24 protein-coding genes are annotated in these 26,672 nt (G+C 55.6%); 8 read left to right on the top strand and 16 right to left on the bottom strand.

From position 1 onward, the window contains the following. Window positions 1-86: 86 nt before the first annotated feature. The 9 genes from IEW66_RS04740 to IEW66_RS04700 form a co-directional block, all read right to left on the bottom strand. Window positions 87-1,742: a type II secretion system F family protein gene (locus IEW66_RS04740; protein ID WP_188680737.1), complete on the bottom strand. Its 1,656-nt coding sequence runs from the start codon at window positions 1,740-1,742 to the stop codon at window positions 87-89. Window positions 1,743-1,748: 6 nt separating this feature from the next. After that, window positions 1,749-3,368, bottom strand: coding sequence for a type II/IV secretion system ATPase subunit (locus IEW66_RS04735; protein ID WP_188680735.1), 1,620 nt, complete (start codon window positions 3,366-3,368; stop codon window positions 1,749-1,751). 9 nt (window positions 3,369-3,377) lie between these two features. Continuing rightward, window positions 3,378-4,049: an ATPase domain-containing protein gene (locus IEW66_RS04730; RefSeq protein WP_188680733.1), complete on the bottom strand. Its 672-nt coding sequence runs from the start codon at window positions 4,047-4,049 to the stop codon at window positions 3,378-3,380. Window positions 4,050-4,052: 3 nt separating this feature from the next. Further along, window positions 4,053-4,496, bottom strand: coding sequence for a flagellar protein G (locus IEW66_RS04725; protein WP_188680731.1), 444 nt, complete (start codon window positions 4,494-4,496; stop codon window positions 4,053-4,055). Between the two features lies 1 nt (window position 4,497). Continuing rightward, window positions 4,498-4,881: a hypothetical protein gene (locus tag IEW66_RS04720; RefSeq protein ID WP_188680729.1), complete on the bottom strand. Its 384-nt coding sequence runs from the start codon at window positions 4,879-4,881 to the stop codon at window positions 4,498-4,500. A gap of 22 nt (window positions 4,882-4,903) precedes the next feature. After that, window positions 4,904-5,596: a FlaD/FlaE family flagellar protein gene (locus IEW66_RS04715; protein WP_075056378.1), complete on the bottom strand. Its 693-nt coding sequence runs from the start codon at window positions 5,594-5,596 to the stop codon at window positions 4,904-4,906. Next, window positions 5,586-6,068: a flagella accessory protein C gene (locus IEW66_RS04710; RefSeq protein WP_188680728.1), complete on the bottom strand. Its 483-nt coding sequence runs from the start codon at window positions 6,066-6,068 to the stop codon at window positions 5,586-5,588. The genes IEW66_RS04715 and IEW66_RS04710 overlap by 11 nt, the downstream gene beginning before the upstream one ends. A 30-nt stretch (window positions 6,069-6,098) precedes the next feature. Further along, window positions 6,099-6,860 carry a flagellin gene (locus IEW66_RS04705; protein ID WP_188680726.1) on the bottom strand — a complete coding sequence of 254 codons (762 nt, stop codon included), beginning with the start codon at window positions 6,858-6,860 and terminating at the stop codon, window positions 6,099-6,101. A gap of 90 nt (window positions 6,861-6,950) precedes the next feature. Continuing rightward, complete coding sequence (locus IEW66_RS04700; RefSeq protein WP_188680724.1) at window positions 6,951-7,463, bottom strand: gamma carbonic anhydrase family protein; 513 nt, start codon at window positions 7,461-7,463, stop codon at window positions 6,951-6,953. A gap of 238 nt (window positions 7,464-7,701) precedes the next feature. On the opposite strand from IEW66_RS04700, the gene IEW66_RS04695 reads away from it, so the two are divergent. Continuing rightward, window positions 7,702-8,031 (top strand): ribbon-helix-helix domain-containing protein, encoded by a 330-nt coding sequence (locus IEW66_RS04695; protein WP_075056470.1) that lies wholly within the window; start codon window positions 7,702-7,704, stop codon window positions 8,029-8,031. A gap of 20 nt (window positions 8,032-8,051) precedes the next feature. Next, entirely contained in the window at window positions 8,052-9,623 is a 1,572-nt protein-coding gene (gene pheT, locus IEW66_RS04690) for a phenylalanine--tRNA ligase subunit beta (protein WP_188680722.1), read from the top strand. Here pheT and IEW66_RS04685 read toward each other — a convergent pair. Next, window positions 9,613-10,629, bottom strand: coding sequence for a hypothetical protein (locus tag IEW66_RS04685; protein ID WP_188680720.1), 1,017 nt, complete (start codon window positions 10,627-10,629; stop codon window positions 9,613-9,615). The two genes, pheT and IEW66_RS04685, sit on opposite strands and share 11 nt — an antisense overlap. 114 nt (window positions 10,630-10,743) lie before the next feature. Between IEW66_RS04685 and IEW66_RS04680 the strand changes: the two genes are divergently transcribed. Continuing rightward, entirely contained in the window at window positions 10,744-17,007 is a 6,264-nt protein-coding gene (locus IEW66_RS04680) for an STT3 domain-containing protein (protein WP_229657521.1), read from the top strand. Further along, the gene (locus IEW66_RS04675; RefSeq protein WP_188680716.1) at window positions 17,004-17,786 is read left to right on the top strand and encodes a CARDB domain-containing protein; all 783 of its coding nucleotides are present in this window, start codon (window positions 17,004-17,006) and stop codon (window positions 17,784-17,786) included. The genes IEW66_RS04680 and IEW66_RS04675 overlap by 4 nt, the downstream gene beginning before the upstream one ends. A gap of 184 nt (window positions 17,787-17,970) precedes the next feature. Here the strand turns inward: IEW66_RS04675 and IEW66_RS04670 are convergent, their stop codons facing one another. The 4 genes from IEW66_RS04670 to IEW66_RS04655 all read right to left on the bottom strand — a co-directional run bounded on the left by IEW66_RS04670 (window position 17,971) and on the right by IEW66_RS04655 (window position 21,499). Continuing rightward, complete coding sequence (locus IEW66_RS04670) at window positions 17,971-18,615, bottom strand: hypothetical protein (RefSeq protein WP_188680714.1); 645 nt, start codon at window positions 18,613-18,615, stop codon at window positions 17,971-17,973. A 100-nt stretch (window positions 18,616-18,715) separates the two neighbouring features. Continuing rightward, window positions 18,716-20,077, bottom strand: coding sequence for a single-stranded-DNA-specific exonuclease RecJ (locus tag IEW66_RS04665; RefSeq protein WP_188680712.1), 1,362 nt, complete (start codon window positions 20,075-20,077; stop codon window positions 18,716-18,718). Window positions 20,078-20,086: 9 nt separating this feature from the next. Further along, window positions 20,087-20,524 (bottom strand): 30S ribosomal protein S15, encoded by a 438-nt coding sequence (locus tag IEW66_RS04660; RefSeq protein ID WP_188680710.1) that lies wholly within the window; start codon window positions 20,522-20,524, stop codon window positions 20,087-20,089. Window positions 20,525-20,836: 312 nt separating this feature from the next. After that, the gene (locus IEW66_RS04655; RefSeq protein ID WP_188680708.1) at window positions 20,837-21,499 is read right to left on the bottom strand and encodes a 16S rRNA methyltransferase; all 663 of its coding nucleotides are present in this window, start codon (window positions 21,497-21,499) and stop codon (window positions 20,837-20,839) included. An 84-nt stretch (window positions 21,500-21,583) separates the two neighbouring features. Between IEW66_RS04655 and IEW66_RS04650 the strand changes: the two genes are divergently transcribed. Then, entirely contained in the window at window positions 21,584-22,171 is a 588-nt protein-coding gene (locus IEW66_RS04650; RefSeq protein ID WP_188680706.1) for a cob(I)yrinic acid a,c-diamide adenosyltransferase, read from the top strand. Here IEW66_RS04650 and IEW66_RS04645 read toward each other — a convergent pair. Next, window positions 22,131-22,499 carry a pyrimidine dimer DNA glycosylase/endonuclease V gene (locus tag IEW66_RS04645; RefSeq protein ID WP_188680704.1) on the bottom strand — a complete coding sequence of 123 codons (369 nt, stop codon included), beginning with the start codon at window positions 22,497-22,499 and terminating at the stop codon, window positions 22,131-22,133. The two genes, IEW66_RS04650 and IEW66_RS04645, sit on opposite strands and share 41 nt — an antisense overlap. A 220-nt stretch (window positions 22,500-22,719) precedes the next feature. Between IEW66_RS04645 and ilvB the strand changes: the two genes are divergently transcribed. From ilvB to ilvC, 3 genes are read left to right on the top strand one after another with little or no spacing between them, the layout of a single operon-like run. Further along, window positions 22,720-24,417 carry a biosynthetic-type acetolactate synthase large subunit gene (ilvB, locus tag IEW66_RS04640; protein WP_188680702.1) on the top strand — a complete coding sequence of 566 codons (1,698 nt, stop codon included), beginning with the start codon at window positions 22,720-22,722 and terminating at the stop codon, window positions 24,415-24,417. After that, on the top strand, window positions 24,389-24,640 hold the full coding sequence (locus IEW66_RS04635; protein WP_075056357.1) for a hypothetical protein: 252 nt from the start codon (window positions 24,389-24,391) through the stop codon (window positions 24,638-24,640). The genes ilvB and IEW66_RS04635 overlap by 29 nt, the downstream gene beginning before the upstream one ends. Continuing rightward, entirely contained in the window at window positions 24,634-25,644 is a 1,011-nt protein-coding gene (gene ilvC / locus IEW66_RS04630; RefSeq protein WP_188680700.1) for a ketol-acid reductoisomerase, read from the top strand. The genes IEW66_RS04635 and ilvC overlap by 7 nt, the downstream gene beginning before the upstream one ends. On the opposite strand, the gene IEW66_RS04625 is transcribed toward ilvC, so the two are convergent. Continuing rightward, entirely contained in the window at window positions 25,645-26,640 is a 996-nt protein-coding gene (locus IEW66_RS04625) for an isocitrate/isopropylmalate family dehydrogenase (RefSeq protein ID WP_229657492.1), read from the bottom strand. Window positions 26,641-26,672 lie beyond the last annotated feature (32 nt).

Raw genomic sequence — 26,672 nt, 5'->3', positions numbered from 1 at the left:
TTAGGCATGGAGTGGTGCCTTAAGGTCCCCAGAGAGCAGCAGTGGCTTCCGAGCACTGACTGAGAGCCACCCAATGGCCTAGTGGCCTAAATCCCGGTGCCTAGGATCAGCCTCGTTATTATCAGGGTGCCGTAGACTATGAACGATATCATCCAGGTCATGAAGACCCCGTGGTGGAGGCCGTGTATCATCTTCCCACCATCAGACACCTTCAGGGCTATGCCTGCTATGAACGAGTGGACTATGAGCATTGCCATCAGGAAGACCTGGATGGTGAGCAGTGCTGCTGTGGGCTGGCCTATGAATATGCCGAAGTCAGATATCTCCGATGGGGGGAATGTCCTGAAGACCTGGTTTATGATCTCCAGGACACCGTAGGATATGGCAAGGGAGAAGGCCAGGCCCCCGGTTATCCCGTAGATCACGCCCACAAAGCTCGTGACCGAGGAGTGCCTCCTCTTCCTGAGCCTCACAACCCTGTCGAAGTTGTTTGCAACTATGTTGCCCGACTTCCCAGCGTCTGCGCCCAGCTCAACGCTCTCCACATATGATTCCGAGAAGACCTCTATCAGGTGCGAGCCTGTGTCCGCGGAGAATGCGCGCCAGGCCTGCACCGGGTTTATCCTGTACCTGAGCCTCTTGTACAGGTTCCTGACGTCCCTGGTCAGCGTGCCGAAGTCGTGCATCACTATAGATTTGAGGGCATCTATGACCATGTTCCCCCTGGCTGCAGCAGAGCCGGAGAGCGACCTTATGAAGCTGCCGAACATCTCGTCCTTCTTCGCTATCTCCCTCTCGTACCTCGAGCCAACCATGCCGGGCCAGGCCAGCGGGGTGATGACCATTGCTACAGAGAAGTAAAATGGTATCCTGTAGACCAGCCTTGTGGCAAAGAGCACCGCCAGTATGGCCACACAGGCTGCCCCTGCCATCATCAGGATCCTCCTCATGTGATCCTGTACCTCTGTCCTGAGGCCGGTGTCGTGCCATATGGGGTCATTTGGGAGCACTATCTTTATGCCGTACATCAATACGGCTTCCCCCAGGATTATGGCCAGGAAGCTGAGGGCGAAAACGACAGTGACGTTCATCGGGATAAGCACGGGCATTATCATGACGAAGGCCACGAGGAATGCAAAGGAGAGGAGCATTGACACGTACATGTCCTTGTAGAGGTCGAAGGTGTAGAGGGCCGAGATGTACGCTGTCTCGAAGTTACTCATCACTGTGTCCGATTCGTTCAAAATGAATTCCTGGAAGTCCTGGCCGCTGTCTATGGCATGGCCGAACCTGGCCAGGAAGTCCGCGAAGACCTCGCTTGGCGTCCTGGAAGCGAGGAGCATGGCTGCCTCGGACAGGCCCCTCTTCCACCTCTTCACCAGGTTCACAAGCCTCGCCAGGTCCTCCCTTATGTACCCTATCTTGTCCTTCCTGGACAATATCTCTAGGAGGTCGACTCTGTTTGCATCGGACGTTGAGAGGGTTGCGAAGGCTGTGATGAACAGGGGTATGTTCGAGTTTATGTTTGTCCTCCTCTCGTCCCTCGCTATGACCGGCCTGAGTATCAGGAAAAGGGCAGAGGCCCCACCAGCACCAGCGACCGCCACGTAGGCGTACCTGCCCGTCTCAAAGTACAGGGGCATGAATATCCCAAAGACCAGGAAAGAGGAGAGAATCAGGATCACGTCACGCCTGCCGAACTCGATGCCCTGGAACAGCCTGAGCCTCTTTGCCTCAATCAAGCATCATCACCCGAACAGCGGGAGAGCGCTCTCTCCCTTGAGGTAGAACGTCTTGATCATCTCGAAAACCTGGAAGTAAGAGGTTATGCCTGCCTTGGCCATGGCATTTATTATCCTGGCCCTCTTGAAGAGCTCCTCGTAGATCATCTTCGGGTCCGGCATTCCGGCTGTGGCCGCAATCCTCTTCTCCAGGATGTAGGAGTTGTTCATCCCCCTGAAGATATGCTGGTCCGTGGTGGGGTCCCACTGGAAGACCGCCTTGGTGGAGACGCCGCCAAGTTCCTCGAAGTACCCCTCTATCTCGTTTATGCTGGTCGTCCTCCTGAGGAACTTCCCCCTGACATAGACTGCCTGCTGTATGAGCGCTATGTTCAGGTTGTCCATGAAAGTGACAGGTATGTTGATCGGGTTGCCGGTGAACCTCTGGATCATCTTCCTGACAGAGGCGGCATGGAACGTGGAAATTACAGGGTGCCCGGTCTGCATGGCCTGGAAGGCCATGGCGCCCTCTGCGCCCCTGATCTCGCCCACTATGATATAGTTGGGCCTGGACCTCAGTGCTGTCCTGAGGAGGTCGTAGAGGGTCACCCTGCTCTCCTCCGACCCCCTCTCCCTGGTAACGAGCTGCTGCCACGCCGGGTGAGGCGCCCTTATCTCCGGCGTGTCCTCCGCGCTGAATATCTTGGCCTCTGGCCTTATGAAAGGTATGATGGCGTTGACCACGGTTGTCTTCCCGCTGGCGGTCTCGCCGCAGACGAACACGCTCTGCCCGTATTCAAGTGCCAGCCAGAGGTAAGCAGCCTCCTCCGCGGACAAGGTGTTGAACTTCACTAGCTGAACTATGCTTATCGGTATGTCCGCGAACTTCCTGATGGTGAAGCTCGGGCCCTTGGCGGATATGTCCGTGCTGTAGACTATCGACAGCCTTGAGCCGTCAGGGAGGGTCGCGTCCACTATCGGAGTCTTGTCACTTACCGGCCTGCCCACCCTCTCGCTGAGCCTCTTGCTGTACATTGAGAGGCGGTCGTTGTCGCCGAAGGAAATGGTTGTCCTCATGGAGCCGAATATCTTGTGCACTATGAACACGTCGTTGGCCCCTATGCCACTTATGTCTTCTATGTGCGTATCCCTTATGAGGGGCTCTATGGGTCCAAGGCCTATTATGTCCCTCTTCAGGTTGTAGAGCAGCCTGTTGTAGAGGTCAGGGGTTACCGTGACAGACCTCCCCTTCACCCTGTTGGCGCTGCCCTGTGTGACGACCCTCCTGTATATTTCCTCCAGGTTCTTCTCCAGCTGCTCATCGTTCTCAGGTGGAGGGTAATCTGCTGCGTAGCCAAGGATTATTTCGAGCACCCTGTCCATTATCTCAAGCTCTTCCGGCCTCATTGTGGGCTCCACCGGCGTGTAGATGAGGCCGTCGTTCTCTGGGTGGACGTGTATGAATATCGGGTCGCCCACCGGGTAGATTATATCGATAACGGTGAGTTCCTTAAGCTGGGATGTTGGGACTGGCACAAAGGTGGGCGTCCTCTGCCTCTCCATCCTGTACCTGGAGAGGTACTCCCCGAGGTGCGGGTTCCTGGAGATCGCCACCTCCAGAGTGTCAGATACCACCGTCTCAGCCATGCATTCACCTCACGATACGCTCGTTATCTCAACAATGAACCCCCTGCCGGGCTCGATCCTGAAGGGTATGTTCTGCTGGAAGTTCTTGGACACCATGGGGTACTTGCTCAGCTCCATCGAGTGCTTCCTCTCGCCCGCCAGTTCCTTCGAACGGAGCTGTATAACTGTGGTGGAGAGCTCGCTTATCTTCATAAGCTCGTCCTGCCCCAGCTCCTCCGGGTTCATCGTCACTATGACGAGGCGGCCCTCCGAGAACTTCCTCAGCTTCATATAATAATTAATGGCGTCAAAGTCCCGGAATATGTTCCTGTTCATCGAATCGATTACCAGCACCTTCTTGTCCTTTATGGTGTCGTTGTTCAGGAGGTCATCCAGGCTGGCCTTCCTGCTCTTCCTGAGTATGAAGACCGCGGGTATGTAGTGCATTATTCCAGAGAGTATCTCGTTGAACAGGGGATAGCCAAGGGAATCGCACTCCGAGACGAATTCCCTGACCGGGAGCTGGCTAGACACATACGCAATGGTTGCGCCGTTCTTTATCAGGCCGTAGACCAGGCGGAGGGATACGACAGTCTTGCCCTCGCCGTTGCCTCCCAGTATCGTGACTATCTGGCCAAGGTAAAGGCCTCCGCCCATCCTCCTGTCCAGCTCGTCCCCCGGTATCGAGATACTCAGGAACAACGCTCACACCTCGAACTCAAGCTCCTGCGAGTTCCCCGTGCTGAGCGTCACCGATAGCGTGTAGTAGCCCGGGGATAGGCTCAGGTGGACCGTTATCTCCCCCACCTGGCCTGGCGCCAGGTACCCGGGCTGGGGCGAAGAAAAGGTGACCTCGCTTCCGGTGAGAAGGGTGCCGTTAAGGACAACGCTCACCGTGGTGTTCGTGAAGTAGAACTGTGTCGAGCCTGTGTTCTTTATGTAGAAGACATAGCCGTTATCATAGGGTATCATGTCAGGCTGGTTTATTATCTCGAAACTTGTCCCTATGGCACCGGCTGTGTTCCTGGACGATTCCTGTATGCTGCTTGTTATGTGAAAGGTCTGTGCCCCAAGGACACCGACCACGGATGCCGAGATTATGAGCGTTGCGATGAAGAATATGAGTTCCGATGTCGCTGCTGATGCCATTTCATTCCACCTCCCCGTAAATTGAATACCCATCCTGCGCCACCAACTCGTATGTGAATGGCACGGATGGCGCGTCGAATGTGATGTGCCCCCTGCCCTGCGGGAACAGGTAGGGGGCGCTGAACGTGAAATTCACAACCGTCCCGTTAACGAGGAGCGTGCTCTCACCAAGCGCCACAGTCACGCTCCCTGTGTTGGTCAGGTTCATTGTGACCTGGTAAGCGGAACCGTTTTGCCTGACCTCGTAGGATGTGACGTTGAGCGCCGTTTCCACCTCCTCAGTTATGTGTTCTATTTCCCTCTGCTGGGCCTCCCTTATCTGCAGTTCGGCCTGCAGGTTAGCGTTGTAGACCATGCCAAAAAAAATGAGGGAAGAGCTGAGCAAAATAGCCACAGCCACCACGTAACTAAATCCCATACAGCTCGTCGACTCCCTTCTTAAGCATCCTGAATTCCCTCTCTAGCGATTCTATGAGGTCCCTTGTTATCTCGCCGCCGTTGAGCTTCTCTATGAAGAGCATGGTGATGATGTGGTCCTGTATCGTCGGCTTCACCTTGAACTCCTGTTCAGGCGTTATCATCCCGGTCATCTTGGTGAAGCGCATCATCTGCTCCTTCACCTGCGCCGAGATCCAGCCTATGCTCTCGTAGTAGTCCAGGACATCCATTGTGTTTTCAGGACCGTAGTTGTCAAGAAGGAACTCGAGCCAGCGGAGTGCAACCATGACAGAGATCACGTCATCTCCAATTGCCTCCAGCTTCGCCTTCTTGTGCTGCTTCCAGGGATACCGGTTCCTCTGCTGTTCATCTCCCTCCTGTTCAGGCTTCTGCTGTCCCTGGCCTTGTCCAGCAGATAGCATTCTCTCCATGTTCGATATTTCCTTGAAGAGGGTGTCAACTTTGCCTAGCAGGGAGTTTTCCTTGCTCTGGGCGTACCTCTGCTGCAGGTTGTTGAACAGCGTCTCTATGTCTGACTTGGAGAACTTCGTCGGTGAGTTTATGATCTTTTGCCTCAGCTCCTCCAGTACGAACTTCGGTATGGACTTATCCGCAGAGTCTATCTTGCTCTGCAGGAAACCCTTGAGTGAATCATTGATCATCCTTGCTTCCCTCCCTTTCCACGTCCGAGATTATCGAATCTATATCAGGAGTGCCGTAAAGTTCTCTGAGGTCCGATATAGCGGATGAGACCAGCTTTCCCAGCTCCTCTATGTCCTCCTTCAGGGAATCCGTTATCTGCTTGATCTCCTCGGGTGTTGTGTCCATGAAGGGGTTAAATTCCTTGGACACCATCTCGTAGAGTGAGACAACGAGCCTCACGTTCTCCCTGATCGTGTCAAGATCCGTTTTCATCTCGGACATGCTCCTTTTGAGGCTTTCCAGTCCCATGTTAAGCTTGTTAATGTCGTTCTCCAGCGCTGTCATCTTCTGCGTGACGCCGTCGATGAACTTCGTGTCAAATGACTGTGGGGGTTGCGGCTGAACCCCCTGCTGCGCAACGGGCTGCGGGTTAGTTACGTTCACTGTGGTCTCTTTCTTCCTCCTGCCCACGATGTTGTCCAAGAGACCCATTGTTCTCACTGCCTCACCATGTGATACTGCTTATTGAAGCTGTACCACTCTCGTTGTGTAGGCCAGAGGAGCAGTGAAGTCTATCACTCCAGGTGAGCCAACGGTCGGGTTCACGCTTCCCGTCACGGTAGTACCCTGGGATATGCCAGTACCGAAGACAGCGGTCACGTTAACCAGCAGGGCAACCTCCCCACCGGCGGTGAGCACCGGGTACTTGCCCGTCATTGAGTGGTTCGGGTCGAGCAGGTCCAGTATGGCGAAGTGGTCAGTGCTGTTCGCCAGTGTATCGTTGTACTGTGCTGTGTTCTTTGTATACTGTCCGGCGTTTATCGTGCTGAAGTAGGAATTGTCAAACACGTTCTGCGTTCCGCCGGTTGCGACGTTGAATCCGCTGGGCCCTATGTACCTGAGAGAGGCGGAGTACCCGTTGTAGACTAGGTCAAGGGTCACATTGGCCAGGTTTATGCCGCTGCTCCCGGAGTTCGGTACAATGTATATGGCTATCCACATGACCGTGCCGGCCTCAGGGTCCGATGCGTTGCTGTCCAGGCCTGCTATCGACTGCACTGACAGGCCGGAGGCCACCTGCTTCTGTGTCGCACTGCCTGTGCTCTGTGCCGCCTGCTGCAGCGATCCAGCGGTGTGGATCAGCACAGTGGCGGCCACTGCGGCTACCAGCACCATGGCTATAAAAACAATCAGGGTGCCGATACCCGTCTCCGCTTTGCTGTCGCTCTTGAGGCTAAAAACCCTCTGGAGGGCCTTTACACCTCTACGTATGGCTCTATTCATTAGACACCTCAGCCACACGTAGCCCCCCGAATCCTTATATTGGTTTTTTGCACAACATGATATCTGATCCTGTGTAGGTATGAGTGCACCTCACCTCAGGTCCAGGCCCCTGACCCTCTGGATCGAGCCAGATATGTAGCGGTCCCGCAGGGCCATGTAGGTCTGGGCATTCCTCCTGGCGTACTCCCTGAACTTCCCGTCCACCCTCTTCACAGTTGCTGGGACGCCTGCAACCAGCGAGTTCTCCGGCGCCTCGAACCCCTCTGTGACAACGGCACCGGCCGCAACAACAGAGCCACTCCCAATCTTTGAGCCGTTGAGGAGTATTGCACCCATCCCTACAATCACCTCATCACCCACATTGGATCCGTGGACTATTGCGTTGTGCCCCACAGAGACCATCTGACCGATGGTCGTGGGAAAGTGCTCGTCCGCATGTATGACCGCATTGTCCTGGATGTTCGAGTTCTTCCCAACCTTTATGGTGGCCTGGTCCCCCCTGATCACGACGTGGTCGAATATGGCGACCCCGTCCTCGATCTGCACATCCCCTATCAGCACCGCGGTGTCCATCACCATTGTGTTCCTGCCCAGGGTAACCATGGTGACTGCACCCCTTTATCGGTAATAAAATGATCCAGCGCGAAATATACAGAAATATATATTTTTCTCTCCGGGCAAGGCAATCAGCGGACGCCGTGTGAAAGCACTGCAGAAAATAAGAATCTGAATCCCTGCATAGAAACGTTTATTAATCGATACAAAATTGTCAGACACATGTTAGCTGACCCTCAGACTGCCAGTAACCTTGCCTGGAAAATGAATGGAGGTACTCAGTTTCATGTCAGTTCCATATAGAATTACCGTCAGGATATCTGAGAAGACCATGGAAAAGCTGGAGGAGATGGTCGAAAGCTTCCAGTATGAGAGTATCTCGGACATAATAAGAAGGGCCATAGACGAGTTCGTTGAGAGGCACCACAGCAGCGGACCAGTGAGCCGTGTTGACGTCCTCATACCCAGGAAAATACTAGAGGACCTGGAGCGTGACGTGTCACAGGGCACGGCCATATCCATAGAGGATCTCATAAGGCTGATCCTGAGGGACTACACTGCCAGCAGGATAAACAGGGAGCTTGGCCAGCTCTCCGACCAGAAGAATTTAAAATGATTCTGCTGTTAACCTGAACAATGGTCGTGATCAGGGCGAGCGGGGAAGAGATTCTCAATACCCTCGGCGAAGAGGGGGCCTCGCTCATAGAGAAGTTTGCCTCAGTTATCGGTTACTCTGTTGAGGCTGATGCGGAAGGGCTGAGGGTGGAGTTCAACCCCGACAGGCCAGACCTTTTCTCACTGCCAACCCTGGCCAGGGCAATACGCACATACCATGGGGACGATGCTGAATACAAGGTCGTGGATGGGCATGTAACGGTGTATGTTGACAGAAGCGTGGCGCCATACAGGGGTAACTTCGCCTGCTTCGTGGCAAGAGGGAATCCAATAGGAGGAAACCTGAGGGCCCTGATAGACTACCAGGAGCGACTGCACGAGAGCATTGGCAAGGACAGGGTGAAGGCGGCCATAGGCCTTCACGACCTCTCCAAGGTGAGCCCGCCCTTCACGTACAGGGGGCTTCGGCCCGATGAGACAGTTTTCACGACCTACGACGGATCGGTTACAGGAACCCCGGAGAGTGTGGTGAGGGAGCACGAGAAGGGCCGGCAGTACGGTGGGCTGCTCCCACCTGGAGTCTACCTGGGCATAGTGGACAGCACGGGCGGGATCCTGTCCCTGCCACCCATGGTCAACGGATCAAAGAGCAGGGTGGATGAGGGGACCAGGGAGTTCTTCATTGATATCACGGGAACTGAGGATAAGGCCGTCAAGGACGCGATGCACCTCCTGGCATTCTTCTTCCTCTCGCTCGGCTACTCCCTGGAGAGATGCAAGGTCAGTGGCGGGTCAAGCCTCGCCGGCAGCTTCAGGGAGATGGAGGTGAGTGGCAGGGAGGTAAAGAGGATAATAGGCACAGAGGTGAATGGGGTCTGCGGCCTCCTCAGGAGGTTCGGGTACAGGTGCGAGGAGCACGGGAATTCAGCCCAGGTGGGTGTCCCTCCCTGGAGGGTTGATGTGATGGGGCCCGTGGACATAATAGAGGACGTAGCGAAGTCCATGGGTTACGACAGCGTGCCTGAGACCGTGATCATGACAGGCCACTTCGGGAACCCGCAGCCCCAGGCCATGGACGACAGGATGTTGAGGGAGCTCATGGTATCCCTGGGCTACCAGGAGGTCATGACCTTCGTGGTCACATCGCAGTCACTGTACTCCGGGAGGAGTTACAGGGGAGGTGTTGAGGTCGTGAACCCCAAGAGCCTGGACTTCTCTGTGGTCAGGGATAGGATCTACCTCAACCTCCTTGACTTTGTGTCGAGAAACAGGAGGTACGGGTTCCCGCAGAAGCTGTTCGAGATAGGTGACGTGGTCGTAGGGGGTAGGCAGGAGCACAGGCTCTCGTGCGTGGCGGTCGACACAAAGGGTGCTTTCAGCGAGGTCATGAGGGCCTACGAGGTAATAAGGGACCGGTTCCTGGGAGGCACAGCGAGGATAAGGGAAAGGGAAGTTGAGGATATGATACCGGGGAGGAGCGGCTCTGTCAGGATCGGAGACCTGGAGATAGGCCTGATAGGCGAGGTGCACCCTGAAACGCTGGATGGTTTCCAGATACAGTACCCCGCGGCGGTGCTGGAGATCAGATTCTGATGATCGAATCCGTAATCATGTCCCTGCCAATGGGCACGCCAGTGTAGGCCATGTAAGAGAATATCTGTTCCATATCGATTTCCTTCAGGAACCTGTAGGATGCCAGCGACCTTAAGAGTGTCCGTTCGTCCACACCGGTGTCACGCCTCATCCTCGACAGGACACTTGCAGCGAACCGCTCACCCGCCTGTGCCTGAAAGTCCCTGTAGATCTCCTTTATCCTTCTCAGGACGTTCATGTGACCTTTCGTGAACTCCCGCTGGACGGAGAGGACACAGCAGGGGTAACTGTCCAGTATGTCAGAGAACCTGGCCACCTCCCTCACGCCTGGCCTGGAGAGGGCAACTGTCCGGTAGGGCTCCCATATTGCTATGTAACGGGCACTGCCACCTGTAAAGCCCTGCAGAGCCTCCACTGGTGATGAGAAGGAGACCATCTCCAGCCTCTGTGCCACGGAATATGCCCTCGCGAGCACCATCATTGAAGACATCTCGGACGTGGCCAGCCTCCACTGGGGCGACGAGGTGTTCTCCAGTACTGACGCACCCCCAGTGGCCACGGGCATGAGGATCCTTGTCTGTGATGTGACCACAGCGACCAGGAACTGCGTCACTGTGGGTGCAAGGCCCATTTCCAGTGCGCCCCTGGAGACGTCCATGGAGATCTCTATCGGCGAATCGTATACCCTCATGCTGAAGGCCGTGCCTGTGTCCCGCGCAACCTCCCATATGGCGGAAAGGATCGGTATGTACTCCGAGGATCTCAGATAGCCGACACGTATTATTGGCTTCTCTGCATTGGGCTCGAAGCCTTTGAGCCATACCCTCTTCTTTTTACCCCCCGTTGTCTGCCTTACGATGCGGCCCTCCCTCTCAAGTGATGTGAGTATTTCCGATAGCCTGGACTTAGAATAGCCTGTCCTGCCCTGAAGCTCGCTCTGATCGATACCCCTCTCCTCGGCCTGCCTGAGCATGAGGAGTATTGCCTTCCTGGGGTCCTGCTGCACCTGCAAGCATCAGGAGATCTGATATTATGGTTTCTCCTGCGATTCTCCCAATGTTTGCCGCCACTCCCTGTCACTTTTTTATATACCAATTGCATTAGTGCTCTCCGGGTGCCTATGGATCAAAGTAATCGGGCTGAAGTCAGACAAGCTGAAAGGGGAGGCCCGAGTGTCAGGACTGAAATCACAGTTGTAACCATACTGGTCGCATTCTACATTTTCATAGCGACATACTTCGCGTGGCCGTACGCTTCCACATACCCAGTCTTGAGCACTTCGGGAGGGAGCGACCCCTACTACAACTGGAGGATAATAGAGTACATACTTGCCTACCACAAGCAGCTTGTCTATGACCTGGCCCTCAACTACCCTGTGGGCAGCATAAACCCGAGGAACCCGTTCTTCCACTGGTTCGTGGCAGTTACGGGAATACTGCTGGCACCCTTCCTTGGGGGCGCTACCCATGCGGCCTTTGACGTGTTCCAGGAGTTCGATGCGGTCTTCGGTGCGCTCCTGATAATACCGGTGTACCTGATCACAAGGGAGCTATTCGGCAAGAAGGCTGCCATGATAGCTGCCGTCCTCTATACCCTGATGCCGAGCAACCTGTCCGCCGGGATAGCCTCCGGTGGGAGGATGCACACGCCGGAGCTCCTATTCGCCATGATGACGATATACTACTTCCTGAAGACCGTCAAGCTGTCAAAGGACAGGGTCATAATAGAGAGGCTTTCGGACTTCAGGTCCTACAGGTCCTCAATAATGTCCTTCGTCAGGGAGAACAGGCTGCCATTCGTTTACTCGCTCCTTGCAGGTGCGTCCTTAGGCGCACTCATGCTATCGTGGCAGGGCTACGCCTACATAGAGGTCATTGTCCTGATCTACGTCGGTGCGCAGTACATCATAAACATGGTACTGAGGAGGCCAACTGGCTACCTTACCCTTTACACAGTTGTCTTCTACGTTCTCGCCTTCGCCATGGGTGCTTACTACTATATAAGGCTTGGCGAGGGCCCGTCATGGTTCTACCCGGAGGTGGTGATGGGCCTCATGGTTATAGCCTTCGGCATAGTGGTGAACATATTCGGCCGGAGGCCGTGGCTCATCACCATACCGTCCATTGTCATAATATCCGTCCTTGGCGTCATAGGCCTCAGCTTTGTTGACCCTGCAGTGCTCCACGCCCTCATAACCGGCGAGGGGTACTTTGTGAAGAACAGGGTTTATGAAACGATTGCTGAGGCACAGGCACCACCGCTCGGCGAGTACATAAGCGGCTTCGGTGTTGCACAGTTCCTACTTGGCCTTGCTGGCCTCGTGATGGTGATCTACAGGTTCATAAAGGAGAGGACTGATGCGCTCCTCTACCTGCTCGTCTTCTCCCTGGTTTCAATATACATGAGTTTCGAGGCAGCAAGGTTCAACATCACAGCCGCGCCCGCATACGCCATCCTCGATGGCCTGATCCTGATCTACTTCGCGGATGCAGTCAGGATGAGCGATGTGAAGCGCCGCCGCCCGGCTTCAGAGCAGGGTGTGGCGAAGTCCATAAAGGGGAACATTGGCTGGCTGCAGGCTGTGTTCGCGTTCATCGTTGTTATAGGCATAATCATCCCGTCCGGGATGGCCGTGGTTTCGGCCGCCGTCCCTGCGAACTCGGCATCTCACATAAACAGTGAGATATACAGCGAGCTCCCGGCGTTCCTGAGGCCAGTGAATAACAGCACGGCATCGTCCTACTTCGTTGGTGGCTACGGGTTCGGCATAGAGAACAAGACGCAGCCACTCACAGAATCGATGCTCTGGCTGGCAACGCAGAACACCAACGTCCCGCTTGACCAGAGGCCAGGCTACCTCTCATGGTGGGACTACGGGTTCCAGGAGATACAGCAGGGCCAGCACCCAGCAGTGGCAGACGACTTCCAGCAGGGGTACCAGGTCGCAGGTCAGGTATTGCTTGCGCAGAACCAGAGCCAGATAATAGCGCTCCTGATATCAAGGGTGCTGCAGGGCAACTGGCAGGATAACGGCGGGAACTTCAGCGCCCCTGTATGGCACACCCTGGACTCTTTGCTCGGGGCCCAGGAGGCCATGAAGATATATGATGTATCCAGAGACTCCAACGCTTACATAAGTGTGGTGCTGTCGGATCCGTCCGTTTACGGCAACTTCTCCAGTGCTCTGACGGGTGCAAACGCTTACTACGCCTATGTTAAAGGGCAGCTGGCCAGCAAGTACCCCATATCGACCCTCGTTGACCTTTACCAGGATCTGTACTCTGAGACCGGCTTCTTCATACAGTACATACAGATAGACCACAACCTCTTCCCGTTCTCAGGCGTTTCACCTGGCATCTTCTATGCGCCGGCTTACCTTACAGATACACCGTCCTACACAGCGTATGGCGAGATAGTGCCCGAGGAATACTACAACGTGCAGGTCATAACCTCAAACGGCACCTACAACCTCAGTAACCTGCCACCCGGAGTGACACCCATATCTTACAACCTTGTATACACCCCGGCATTCTACAACACGACAATATACCGCTTCATGATCGGTTACCCCTCATCCGCCACCGGAGTCCCCGGTGAAATACCGGGCTACTCCTCATCCATTTCCAACTACCCCGCCATGCCGGCCTGGAACATGAGCCACTTCGAACTCGTCTATGTCGGCGTCCTCTGGAACCCGTACAAGGACTACGAGGCACACCCCAACGCATGGCAGATAATTCCATTGCAGGAGGCTTACAAGTACGAGGTCGACAACATAGGCACTGTTGACTTCCAGTTCTCCGGTTCTAACTTCTTCTCCCAGGCTGACCCCATCGTGGCTTACTACCCTGGAGCCATCGTGGAAGGGAGGGTGACACTTCCGAACGGGCAACCCGTTGCTGGAATCAGGGTCACTCTCCTTGACCAGTACGGAATACCCCACAATGTGACGTACACCAACAGCCAGGGTTACTACTCACTTGTGGCAGTTCCCGGGAATGACAGCATAGTGTTCTCAACAGGCCCCGAAAACCCAATCGAGCTTGTCGGGAGCCACGAGCTGGGCAAGGTTAAAATAAATGTGACGCAGAACGAGGCCATGAGGATACCTGAATACTACAACACCACAACAGGCCTGCCTGACTACTACTTCGTGGAGAACTTCCAGGTGCCCACCACCACCCTGTCGGGCTCTGTCTACCTGAACGAGACATCACCCACCGGCAACATGACCATGCCCATTGAGAGCGGCACTCTGACACTTTACAATTCAACATTCAACGCAGAGTTCAATGCCACGGTGAGCGGTGGCCAGTACCACCTCTCGGACATACCAGCCTACAACTACACAGCAAGCGTCTACTCTGATGGAAACAACTACGCCGACGTGCAGAACATCTCTGTCTCGATCGGTAGCAACCAGGCAAACGTTTACGTCGCACTTGACAACCTCACAGTGAAGGCCGAATCGAACGGCGTTGATTACGGAGGCCTGACGGTGAGTCTCTCCGGAAACGGGCACGATCTTGTCAAGAGAACATCCGCGAACGGGAGTGCCGGCTTTGAGGTAACACCGGGCAACTACACTGTCAGCATATCGAGCCCAGGAGTGTTCAGCAGTGAGCAGAACGTGACGGTATCCGGCTGGGGCAAAAAGCTCTCGGTCACGCTGGAGCCCAGGCTCAGTGCAAGCATAGATGTATCGACAGACGCTAGGGTATTCAACGTTACGGTCCTGAAGGACGGAGTGCAGGTTGTAGGCTCGGCATCTAACTTCTCCGGAACATACTCGCTGCAGGTCGTGCCCGGCGTGTACACGATCTATGTGACGAGTGGCCACATGTCCAACTTAACCACTGTAAAGGTCAGCGGAGTGGCCAGCGAGCACCTGGTGCTGGAGCCGTCTGCCTATGTCACCCTCTCCTCGTACTACCCTGGTGTCTCCAGCTATAACTGGACCTACGAGGTCTTAGGCCACGGGGCAGTGATTGGAGCCACTGGAAACTCCTCCTCGAGGTATTACAGCATCCTCCTGCCCCTGGGAAGCTACATGCTCAGTGCGGAGGGTGTGCACTCTGGAACGGTAGACACATCACTGAAGCCAATCTCGCTGCAGGACAACTACAGCATCAACATGAGCCTGGCCAGCTCGCACTCAGAATCTGTTTTCATCTACAACAGCAATGCTTCGTCTTCCTATAGCAGCAGTTCCGCAGTGAGCGGCGGAATGGCTGTGGCGGAGCTCGACGGCCAGCCAATTGGGTTCCAGGAGGTCAGTGGGCAGGGGTACGCCACGTTCTACCTCCCGAACGGGATAAATGCCTCATCATACGAATATGAGAGCCCATACTATGTGGTCTCCTCTGCTCCATCCGGCACAAACTCAACTTACATAGGGGCGGAGCCCCTGATGAAGGATGTCTCAATGCATGTCATGACCTCCATGGGAAGCTGGGCCAACGGCACCGTTACCCTGTCAGGTGTGAGGTCATTCACGGGAACGCTGGCGAACGGCACTGCAAATGTTTACGTGATGCCCGGGGTTTACTCAGTGGAGATAAGTTCACCGGAGTACGGTGCGAGCGTGAGCGTTCCCACCATCGTTGTTCCCTTCAACCAGAACGCATCGGTCAGCGAGGTGTTGCAGCCACTCTCCACACTGACTGTTGATGCGCCGCACTACGAGATATTCAGCTCGAACGGGAGCGTTGTGAGCGGACACAACCTGGTGCCAGGTTACTACACAGTGTACTCCGAGAACGGGACCAAGAGCAACATAACGGTACTGTATGTTGACCGGAACGTGACAGTGAGGCCAGCTATGGAGCCCTCATACGTTCTCGGCCTCAACAACTCTGCCTCGGCTAGCGGCAACTACACCATAAGGAACGGCATGGCAATCATTGTGACATCGAACAGCAGCATACTGCTGCCATATGGGTCCTACAGTATCCAGTTCAATTCAAGGGTCTCGAACACCACCGGGTCCTTCACACTGAGCGGCAGTGCAAGCGTGAGCCTGGTGGCGAATGAGACAGTGAGAGTGAGTGTGCACGCAGTGCCTTTCTACACCCAGGTTACAGGCAAAGCCTACGTCGGTGGGTCACCGGCCGCTCTCTCCAGTGTGGTCATAACAGGCGAGAACGGCTCAAAAGTTGCGGCAACATCCACAGGCGTTTCCGGGGCGTTCAGCGTTAACCTGACCTCCGGGGACTACGGCATCTATGTGACGGACGCCAGCGGCTCTTATGCATACTTCGGTTCGTTCACTGTTGGGCCATTCCAGAAGAGCGAAGACCTGGTCATCACGCTCCAGAAAGCGGGCAGAGTTTACGTGTCGGAGAACCTTGGAAGCCAGCTGCTCCACCAGAACGTCACCGTGAGCTCGAACGGCGCCAGCATGAACGTCACGCCCTTCACATACTTCGTGCTGCCTTACGGCAATTACTCGTTCTCCTCATCCATATCGAAGCACACGGTTATAAACGGCATAAATGAGACAATAACGTTCGGCACAAACGTTACGCAGAGCGTAGCAGGGACAACGTATGTGCAGTTGACTCTCGTGGAAGAGCCCGTGGCATCATTCATAGTGAAGCAGACCCAGGTACCCAACGTGACGCTCCTCGGTTCTGTTGAGGTTAAGTTCCAGCTGAGCAATGCAGGAAACTTCAACGCCACTGTTAACCTTTCAAGTGCCAGCAGCTCATGGGTGGCCGCCTTCAACAGGAGCTCCATATACCTACCGGTCGGTGCAACGGTCAACCTGAGCGCACAGCTCCGCATGGTGAAGCCGGTTCAGAGCGGCACAGAGGAGGTGCCTGTATCCGTGAGGTACTCGTCTGGCAACTCCACCGTTGACCTCACAGTTAACGTAACACAGGTGCCTGGCATATCGCTCTCAACCTCTGTGCCGGGCATACCGGACGGAAAGGCCCTAAAACTGCCAGTGTACATCAACAACACGGGTGACACCGGCATACTGCTGACGCCGTCCATAGGGAACCAGAGCGGCCTCAACTTCACGCACTGGAACGCCACCCTCACCTACGCCAACGGTACTGCGGTTCACCATGTTTACCTGGGCTTCGGCGTCAACATGACACTATACGTCCTCCTCACGCCCACCTCCAACGTAACAGCGCCGGTCAGCGTGCCTGTGACGTTCACAAACACAACATACAACATAACGAAGAGCGTGACCGTGTACACTGCCATGCCCGGAGTAAGCTACCAGGTACCCCCGTACCCGACCGGGCCGAATGTAATAGCGAACTACACAGGTGACCCGTTCATCAACCTCGAGGCTGGCCTCATAGCCATAGTCCTGATAGTGGCAGTTGGCATCGGTGTTGCAGTTTACAGGAACAGGAGGAGACCATGAGGAAGATCGGAATCGCGGTGTTGCTCATCGTAATGGCCATGGGCATGCTCATCCCTGCAGCGCACGCCTCATCTCCAACCAGCATCTTCACAGCCTCTGTCACTGCCCCGTCCTATTCAGCGACCAACACCTCCATAACGGTGTGGGTGAACGATTCCGTGGGCTTCAGGGACTACGCCTTGCAGGTGATATTCTACGGCCAGAACCTCACAGGCATGAGCCCGTCCGGGACATACTACAACAGCAGTGCAAACACCTCGGACTTCAGGATCCCAGTCAAGACACCGGACACAGGAGGGGTGCTGTACCTGTACATAGAGACCTGGGCCCGTGACGGCTCCTCCGTTCTGAAATACACGACGACCATCAGCATACAGGTGGTGCAGCCATACGTCCTGAACGCAGTGATAAATAACCCGGAGAACGTGCCCATAGACAACGTGACCGTCTACTTCTACGTGGACAACACCCTGGTCGGTTCAAAGGTCGTGAACCTCTCCCCGGACTCTACCACTACCGTGCGGTACGACTGGATAATACCTTACCCGCCATACCACCCAGCAGACGGGGAGCACACACTCAGGGTCGTTGTGAGCAGCCCCACGGTGAAGGTTGACGGCAGCACCGACTACGCTACGTCCACCTTCTATTACGGGCAGCCGCCGAACTATGACTGGATATATTACGTTGTTGCCGTTGTGGCTGTGGTAATGATAGTGGTGGCGACATCCAGGAGGAGGCCCCAGACGCCCGGCGGCAGGCCAAAGTGGAAGAGGTGAGTCCGACCCAGGGGGATCTCAAGGAGGGCATGAGGACGGTACCACACCACTTTCGGCTCGGTTGTGAAGAGCGTGGTGTAACGGAATTCCACACAGGGGGAAGCAAGAGAATGATGCGGTTTCAGTGCCCCAAGCGATCCACTGGGGAAATGTGGCCAGTTATTCAGGCCCTGAATTGGTCCACCTAGATCGACTTTTTCAGTGTCTTGAACTCCACCTCTATGAGGTCCCTCTTCCTCACGCCCTTTATCTCCTGGAAGCTGTAACTGTCACCGTCTATCCTCGCAATCCTGGCTGCGGAAAGGGCGTTATCATGCATCTTGTGCGGCACGCTGGTCTTCCTCTCGTCCACTATCCTGAAGTCAAGGCCCATCCTCTCCAGCATAGAGGTGATCTCGGCCCTGTTTGGCAGGTCTCCGTTCCCGACATTTATGACTATTTCCCTGTAAGAGTAGCTGCTCACTATACTCTCCAGCTGCACCCTGAGGCTCTGGATGGACGGGCACTCGGTCGCCTCAAGGAGTATGCTCTCACCCATAACAGCAAGGCCCGGGTATGGCCCAGGGTCTATGCCGACCGTTATCCTCTTGAAGTGTGTCTTGTTGAGCAGGTACGGGATGGCCTTCCTGACAGCACTATCCGGCCTCGAATCCCTGACCTGCACGGGAAAGGTTTCAACATCCGTTTCAGAAGTGAGAACGACGGCAACATCGGGAGGTATGTCATTGGGGTTCTCAAGGCTCACAAAAGGGAGGCCCCATTTCTTAAGCTCAACAATTATATTGTGATAAAACCTGAAATCGGAGGTGTATATACCTATCCGTCTCATTCATCTCATTTATTCAACCATTGCATATATTCTTTCTGACCAACACCCCTCCCGGAAGGGTGAGGCCTGTCGTTCTTCTTGTCGTGTCCGGACGCGTATGTCACTCCGCACTGGCACCCTGACCAGCCTTGCCGTTCAGCTGGATACCCACAAGCCTGCCCACAATCTCCACAAACTGCCTCTCCCTTCCCTTGGGTATCGAGGCACCGGCTGCGATGTCATGCCCCCCTCCTGTACCCCCTACCTCCCTGGAGGCCTCTGCCATCACAGTGGATAGGTTCAGGCCCCTCTCGACTAGCCTCCTGGAGGCCCTCGATGACACCTTTGTGGTGCCATCGCCGACGTTGAAGCCAATCAGCGGCTTGTCCTGCGGGAGCACATAGAGGGTCAGGAGGCCAGCTATGGAGCCTGCCATCTCTGATTCGGGCGCGTAGAAGTACCTCACGTTCTGTTCCTCGAATATCTCCTTGGAGGCCCTGTAGGCGTAGTCTATTAGCTTGCCCTTGTACGTTTTCCAGTTGGCCAGCATCTCCTGCCTGACACCCTCATCACCCAGGAAGAACTGCACCGGGACGCCGTTTCTGCCCACCTTGGCGTTTCCGTCTATTATGCCAGATATGTCCTTGGATGAAAGGCCGTACTGGTCGAAGATGTAGAGATCCGTCTCGGTGTACCTGATAGCCTCGCTCCCGGCACCCTGCGATATGAGCCAGGCAGCGAGGGCATTGATCGCCTGTGCCTTCTCGTCCTCTGTGAGTTCGGCAAGCCTCCTTGCAGGGTCCAGGCCTATCCCCCTAAGGAACTCCTCAGTCCTCTCCATGGAACCTGACAGGTCCCTGAAGAACGGATCCGTGGAGAACGCTATGGCCTCCGCGAGCGTCTCTCCCTCAAGGTTTGGGCCCCTGATACTCCTGTAGTTTGGGCCCAGTGCTTCTATTATGGCCCTGTTGAGGCCTGTGAAGCCGCCTATGTCCTGCTTGTCCGCAATGGCACCTGAGAGCATGAAGGGGAAGCTGTCCGAGTTCTCCTCGGACATGGCAAGGGAAAAGGCAAAGGCCATGGTGGCTCCGCAGGCTCCCCTGGTTCCGTCTATGCCGAAGTCCCTTGCATTTATGTTCATCCCCTTAACCGTTGCCCTGTTGTAGAAGTGGTGGTCAAGGACCAGGACGTTCTCCATGTCCGGAACAAACCGCAGCTGGTCAGAGCCTGCGTCCACAACTATGGTGAAAAGGTCGGGGGCCTCCATCATCCTCTTCCTGAAATTCTCTGCATCGAGCTCCTTTATGAAGCCCGCCTGGTACCTTATGCCCTCCCTCTCGAGGGCCCGCGTGAGGATTATGACCGCGCTTGTGCCGTCGCCGTCATAGTGGCCCAGAACACGCACCGTATCGTGCGCCCTGACCTCAGCCGCAGCCTTCTTGAGGGCATTCAGGAGGTCTGGGGGTATGAAGCCTACGCTCATCCGGTGACCCTAAAGAACCTTGCTGAGGTTCCACTCCTCTGAAAGGTAGCCCTCCCTCTTGTAGTACTTCACGAGCCTCAGGATCTTTGACATGAGCAGTGCCTGTCTCCTCTTGTTGTCCAGGTCGTTCTTGTTCATCTCCACATGCTTGGTTATGTTCCTGTACCTCTCTATGAGGTTCATGAGGTCCTCGGGCACCTGGGGCGCCATGCCCAGCTCCTGGATTATCTTGCCCAGCTTCTTGCGCATGACTGTCCTGGTGGACGGAATCCCGTACTGGTCCCTGAGGGTGATGCCAATCATAGAATAGCTCATGCCCTGTGACCTGAGGTTCCTTATGGTGTCCACCACCTCCTGGTCGCTCATCTGCACCCATGATGGCCTTGTTTCCGTATAGACTCTCTTTGAACCCGACTTACCCCTCTTTCTGGTATGCAATCGTGCCATAGTGACTTTTCCGTTATCTTTTCCTTGTATTTATTGTTATTTTACCAACCTTTCCCTGTTCCCTGTGCGGTTCCCCTTGTCCGGCCGTGCCACCACAAAGGTTGGCCGTACAATTGGCTCACCCCTCTCACAGGCATCCAGGCACGAGTAGAATGGGGCGCTGTCAGCCCCGTAGTCCCAGCATGCAGCCTCACACTCACTGTACCCGCGCATGTACCTGACGATGCAGTGGAGTGCAAAAACGTTGCCGGAGTGCGTCTTACATTTTCTGAATCAGCGTGAACACTTTGCGAAGGCGGGAGTCGTAAACCGTCACAGTGGGCCGAACATGCACTCGTACCTGACGACAATCTCGGATGCCACCGACCATATCGTCAGCTCGTCTGGAAAGATCGAGTGCGCACTGTAACGTGAATAGACATCCGTCTGGAAGTCCCCTTCAGCGAAGCCGCCTATGACCAGTGACATGTCTTCTCTGATTATGTCCTCCGGCTTAGATGGCCTGCCCCTCGGCGATAGGAGCACGACCTCTTTCCCGAGGTCGTCCAGGAGGGAGAAGAGATCGGCATCTTTCAAGGTGAGCAGTTTCTCCTGGCCGCTCTGTATCTCCTGCTTCTTGAAGAGGTCTTCCATGAGGCCGACGAACCTGTTGTATGACTTCGGTACCCTTGTCTGCGGTGCGATGTGTATGACTTTGTTGTGCTTCGTGTGGATGTAAACCCTGAGGAGTCCCCTCTTGTTCAGGATCGATTCCTGCAGGACCTGCAGGAGTATGTAGAAGATGTCTGGCCTCCCCATCCTGGTGGAGCCGCCGGGAAAGTGCCTCTCTATGGCACCGTGCAGGAAGTTAGAATCGAGGAGCACCTCCGCTGCAGGCTTCTTCCTCTTCTTCGCGTACTTCCTCACCTGGTAGTCATCCAGCATCTCCCCGGGGATCAGCTCGAGCTCCGCATCAGCTATCACTACGTTGAGCATTCCCACGTGTATTGGGAGGGAGTAGAAAAACATGGGATCAGATAGCGTTAACTCTGCGTTGCGGATATACATGGAGGTGTTCCTTTGAGGCTAACCAGGGGGCTGGTAGAAGTATACACTGGCAACGGGAAGGGAAAGACCACTGCCTCGTTTGGCCTGGCCCTGAGAGCGGCCGGGTGGGGTATGCACGTCTACATACTGCAGTTTATGAAGCTGGGCACCTACGGGGAGAACAGGGGCGTGAACAACCTCGGGGAGCTGATAAGGCTCGAATACGTGGGCATGCCCTACTTCATCGTCTGGGAAGACGAGTACAGGAAGGGAAACAACGGGAGGGTTGCAAACGTCAAGGTCTGCCCGAGGGGCCAGCCCCCGCCAGAGTACAGGAACCTGGCCCAGGAGGCGTTCAGGAAAGCGGAAGAGGAGATGCTCTCGTGCCGCTGGGACGTTGTCATACTGGACGAGGTCAACGTTGCCATCTATTATGGCCTGGTAGACGAGGACCAGGTCATTAAGATGATCGACGAAAAGCCCCCGAACACGGAACTCGTGATGACAGGGAGGAAGATGCCGGAGAGGATAATGGAGAGGGCTGACCTGGTGACGGAGATGGTGGAGGTAAAGCACCCTTTCAGGGCCGGTGTGCCTGCCCGGAGGGGCATAGACTTCTGACCTCCCGGTACCTCTGCCTGCAGCGTTGGCACCTGGATAACAGTTCGGTGAGGTTGGCTTCGGCATCCAGCGGATTTGAGACCAGCAGGTGCTGGATCCGTTCCACCCCCCTCAAGGGGGATGTGTGCCTGAAGCCCCTCTTTAGCATTTCCCCAACGATCTCCTCATGGCGCCTCAGTGCAGAAGACGGGTCAACTAGTTTCCTCTCAAGGAAGCCGCCTATGTTTCTTCCCATCCCTATTGACGACACGAGCATGTGGATTTCCACGTGTTCCCCGAGCAGGTGCCTGTCACACATGTAAACTGGGTTCACCATCCACATCCGCATACACTGCTATATCCCACATTGATTAAAAAATATGTCAAATAACGCTTTACATATGGAATTTTTTCATAGGAAAGCGGCAGAAAATATTAAATATAATCATTGCCTGCCACTGATCAGCATGGCTGCAGCTCCTGTGTTGGTGTGTGACGACAGTGTTGTTGTCGCTGCAGTCATTATTATCTTACACTGAACCAGCTGTGGCTGGTTTCAGGAGGTTGATATGAGAGGGTCTGAGGCTGTTGTGAGATTCATGGAGGACGTGGGTGCGGGCCACCTCTTCGGGATACCCGGGGGTGCAAACCTTGCCATATACCAGTCGCTGGCCGGTTCCAGGGTCAGGCACCACCTGACCAGGACGGAACAGGGTGCCGCCCACATGGCCGACGGTTACGCAAGGGTGACCGGAAGGGCAGGCTTCTGCATAGCCACATCCGGGCCCGGGGCAACGAACCTGGTAACAGGCCTGGGCACAGCGTACATGGACAGCATACCGGTGGTGGCAATAACCGGGCAGGTGGGGACGAAGGCGCTTGGGACAGACGCATTCCAGGAGGCAGACGTCTTTGACGTGATGATACCCGTGACGAAGGCCAACTACAAGGTGAAGAGGCCAGAGGACCTGGTGCCAACACTGAGGAAGGCGTACGCCACGGCCATGTCAGGTCGCAGGGGGCCGGTTGCCGTTGACATACCCAGCGACATATCCATGTCACAGGTGGAGTACACAGCGTACAGGTACGAAGGTGCAAAGTTCCCGGAGGTGCCAGACGTCTCGGAGGCTGTGGGCGCTCTCAGGTCATCCCAGAGGCCCGTGATCCTTGCTGGAGGCGGTGCCAAGGCTGAGGGCTGCAGGGAACTCATCCTGGAGCTCTCCAGGAGGATCGGCGCACCGGTGGTCACGACTGTCATGGGGAAGGGGGCGGTGCCCGAGGACTACGAACTGGCCCTGGGCATAACCGGGATACACGGCAGAGGCTCTTCCAGGTACGTGCTGAACAGGTCTGACTTCGTGATGGCCCTGGGGGCCAGGTTCAGTGACAGGACGACAGCGAAGATGGACGAGTTCATACCCTCAAGGACCGTGGTGCATGTGGTCAATGACGAGGCGGAGATAGGCAAGAGGAAGAAGGACGTCATAGGCATCAGGGCAGACATAGTGGACTTCCTGAGGGAGTTCCTGAAGTACGTGGGAGAGAACGAGAGGAGGGAGGCATGGGTACAGGAGGTCAGGAAGGTCAGGGAGTTCTGCAGGTGTGACTTCAACTTCATGAGTGAGCCGATGAAGCCGCAGAAACTCATACACGCAATGAACTCAGTGCTCCCGGAGGACGCGATACTCGTGGCCGATGTGGGGCAGCACCAGATGTTCGCTGCGCACTACTTCGAGGCCAGGGGAACCCGGAAGTTCATAACGTCCGGAGGCATGGGCACCATGGGCTACGCACTGCCTGCAGCCATAGGGGCAAAGATAGGGAGGCCGGACAAGCCAGTGGTCGCCCTCATAGGAGACGGCGGCTTCATGATGACCGTGTCGGAACTGGCCACTGCTGTTGAGGAAGATGTGGCTGTGAAAGCGGTTGTGATGAACAATGCAAGCCTCGGCATGATAAGGCAGTTCCAGGCCCACTTCTACGGTAACGTCATATACGCCGCGGACTACAGCAAGGCGCCCAATTTCGCAAAGATAGCGGAGGGCTTCGGCGTCCAGTCCAGCACGGTTGAGAGGCCCTCAGAGATGGAGGATGCCCTCAGAGAGATGCTGGCCTACAGGGGGCCCTACGTTCTCGAGGTAAGGACAGACAGGGAGGAGGAGTGCCTGCCCATGACGCCACCCTGGGGAGGAAAGGCGGACATAATATACGGAAGGTGCAGGTGGAAGGAGGTGGAGAATGGTGAAGTTGCTGGTTTCAGCCAATAAGGAGGATGGAGTGCTCCAGAGGACGTATTTTGAGTTCTCCAGGAGGAACATAGAGATGAGGAGTCTCAAGTACGAGGAGGAAGGCGGGATGGTGAGGATAGAGATAGAGCCGTACAGGTGGGAAGATACAGAGAAGGTGCTGAAGCACCTCAGGAGGATCAGCGGTGTTGTGGACGTGAGCGTTGTGAACGACCTTGTAAGGGAGGAGGAAAGGGCATGGTGAACGTGCTTACGGAAAAGGACGCGGACATGAAATACCTTGATGGAAAGACTGTGGCCGTCATAGGTTACGGCATCCAGGGAAGGGCGCAGGCCCTGAACCTCAGGGATTCCGGGGTGGACGTGATAGTTGGCGTCAGGAAAAATGGCGAGAGCTACAGGCAGGCCAGGGACGACGGCTTCGAGCCCATGGAGATCAGCGAGGCGGCAGATGCTGGGGACGTGATCATGGTGCTCATCCCTGACGAGACCCAGGAAAGGGTCTACAGGGAGAGCATAATGCCCCACCTCACAGAGGGCAAGACCCTGGAGTTCGCCCATGGCTTCAACATAAGGTTCAGGAGGATCGTCCCACCGGCGAACGTGGACGTGATCATGGTGGCACCCAAGGCGCCCGGGGCCATGGTGAGGAAGACGTTCCTGGAAGGGTTCGGCACACCATCGCTGGTCGCAGTGGAGCAGGACTATACAGGTAAGGCATTCCAGACCGCCATGGCCATAGCGAAGGGGATCGGTGCGACCAGGGCAGGGGTCATAAGGACGACCTTCACTGAGGAGACCGAGACAGACCTGTTCGGCGAGCAAGTTGTGCTCTGCGGCGGCATTTCGCAGCTCATAAAGAGGGCCTTCGATTTCCTGGTCTCCAGGGGCTACCAGCCGGAGATAGCCTACTTCGAGGTGCTCCACGAGATGAAGCTCATCGTTGACCTCATACAGGCGGGAGGCATTGAGAACATGTGGGACGGCGTCAGCAACACAGCGGAGTACGGCGGGAGGACCAGGGGTGGAAGGGTCATAGACGAGCACTACGAGGCAGCCATGGACAGGATACTCAGGGACATCAAGGACGGCTCCTTTGCGAAGGAGTGGATGGACGAATACTACTCAGGGCAGAAGAACCTCGATGCCATGAGGGAGAAGGCGAGAAAGGAGCAGATAGAGGTCATAGGGAAGGAGATAAGGGCCATGTTCAGGCCCGTGAAGGAGAGGGCCAGTGCCAGGACGTAGTCATACTGCGCCCCTCAGTTTTTTCATGAATTCCCTGAAGACCTCGGAACTCCTCATTTTTCCCCCCGCATCCGGTGTCAGTATCCGGGACCTGTAGCACTCTGCAACGCAGTCGTTTATTGCCTTTGACAGTCCTGGATGCCCGTTGTACTCCAGGAGCATGGATGCGGCGAGGATTGTAGCAAACGGGTTCGCTATGTCCTTCCCTGCTATGTCTGGTGCGGAGCCATGCACAGGTTCGAAAAGGCCTGGCCTTCTGTCGCCTATGTTTGCGCTTGGAGCAAAGCCGAGGCCATGGAATAGGCCAGCAGCCAGGTCAGAGAGTATGTCCCCGTACAGGTTAGGCGCCACTATGACCTCATACTTCTCAGGGTTCCTGGCCATGTCGTAGGCAACAGAATCTGCATACTGGAAGGTGAACTCGAATCCATCCCTCTGCAGGACCTCTGCAGCCACGCTCCTCCACAGGGAATACATGTTCGGCACCGCGTTCGCCTTGTCTGTCACGGTGATTTTCCTGCCCCTGTAGATGCTGAGCCTGGAGAAGAACCTCCTCAGGTGGGCCTCTGACATGATGCCGATGTCGAAAGCCATGTTTCCCCGTACCGAGAGGCGCACGCCGATTGTGCCCTCGCAGCCGTACAGGCCCAGTGGCCGCTCGATGCCACTCCTGTCCCCTCCTATGCCCACGTAGAACTCCTGGGTGTTCTCCCTGAACACCACCAGTTCCCTGCCTGTGACAAAGGAGCGGACAGGTCTTACGTTGGCGAAGAGGTCCAGGGTGGCCCTCAGGTTCAGGATCACGCCCCTCTCCATGATGCCGGGCCTCACCCTGGGATCGCCTATGGCGCCAAAGAGCACCGCGTCCTTCTTCCTGATCTCCTCCACCTCTTCCTCCTTCATCACCGTGCCGCTCTCCAGGTACCTTTGCGAAGAGATCCCGAATTCCTGGAAGTCCACGTTCTCCAGCATCTCTGACATCATCTCTACGGCCATTGGCACCGTCTCCTTGCCAATGCCGTCCCCCG

This window comes from Thermogymnomonas acidicola, from assembly GCF_014646795.1.
In the GTDB taxonomy this organism is placed as follows: domain Archaea; phylum Thermoplasmatota; class Thermoplasmata; order Thermoplasmatales; family Thermoplasmataceae; genus Thermogymnomonas; species Thermogymnomonas acidicola.
This window is presented reverse-complemented; position numbering and strand designations above follow the sequence as displayed.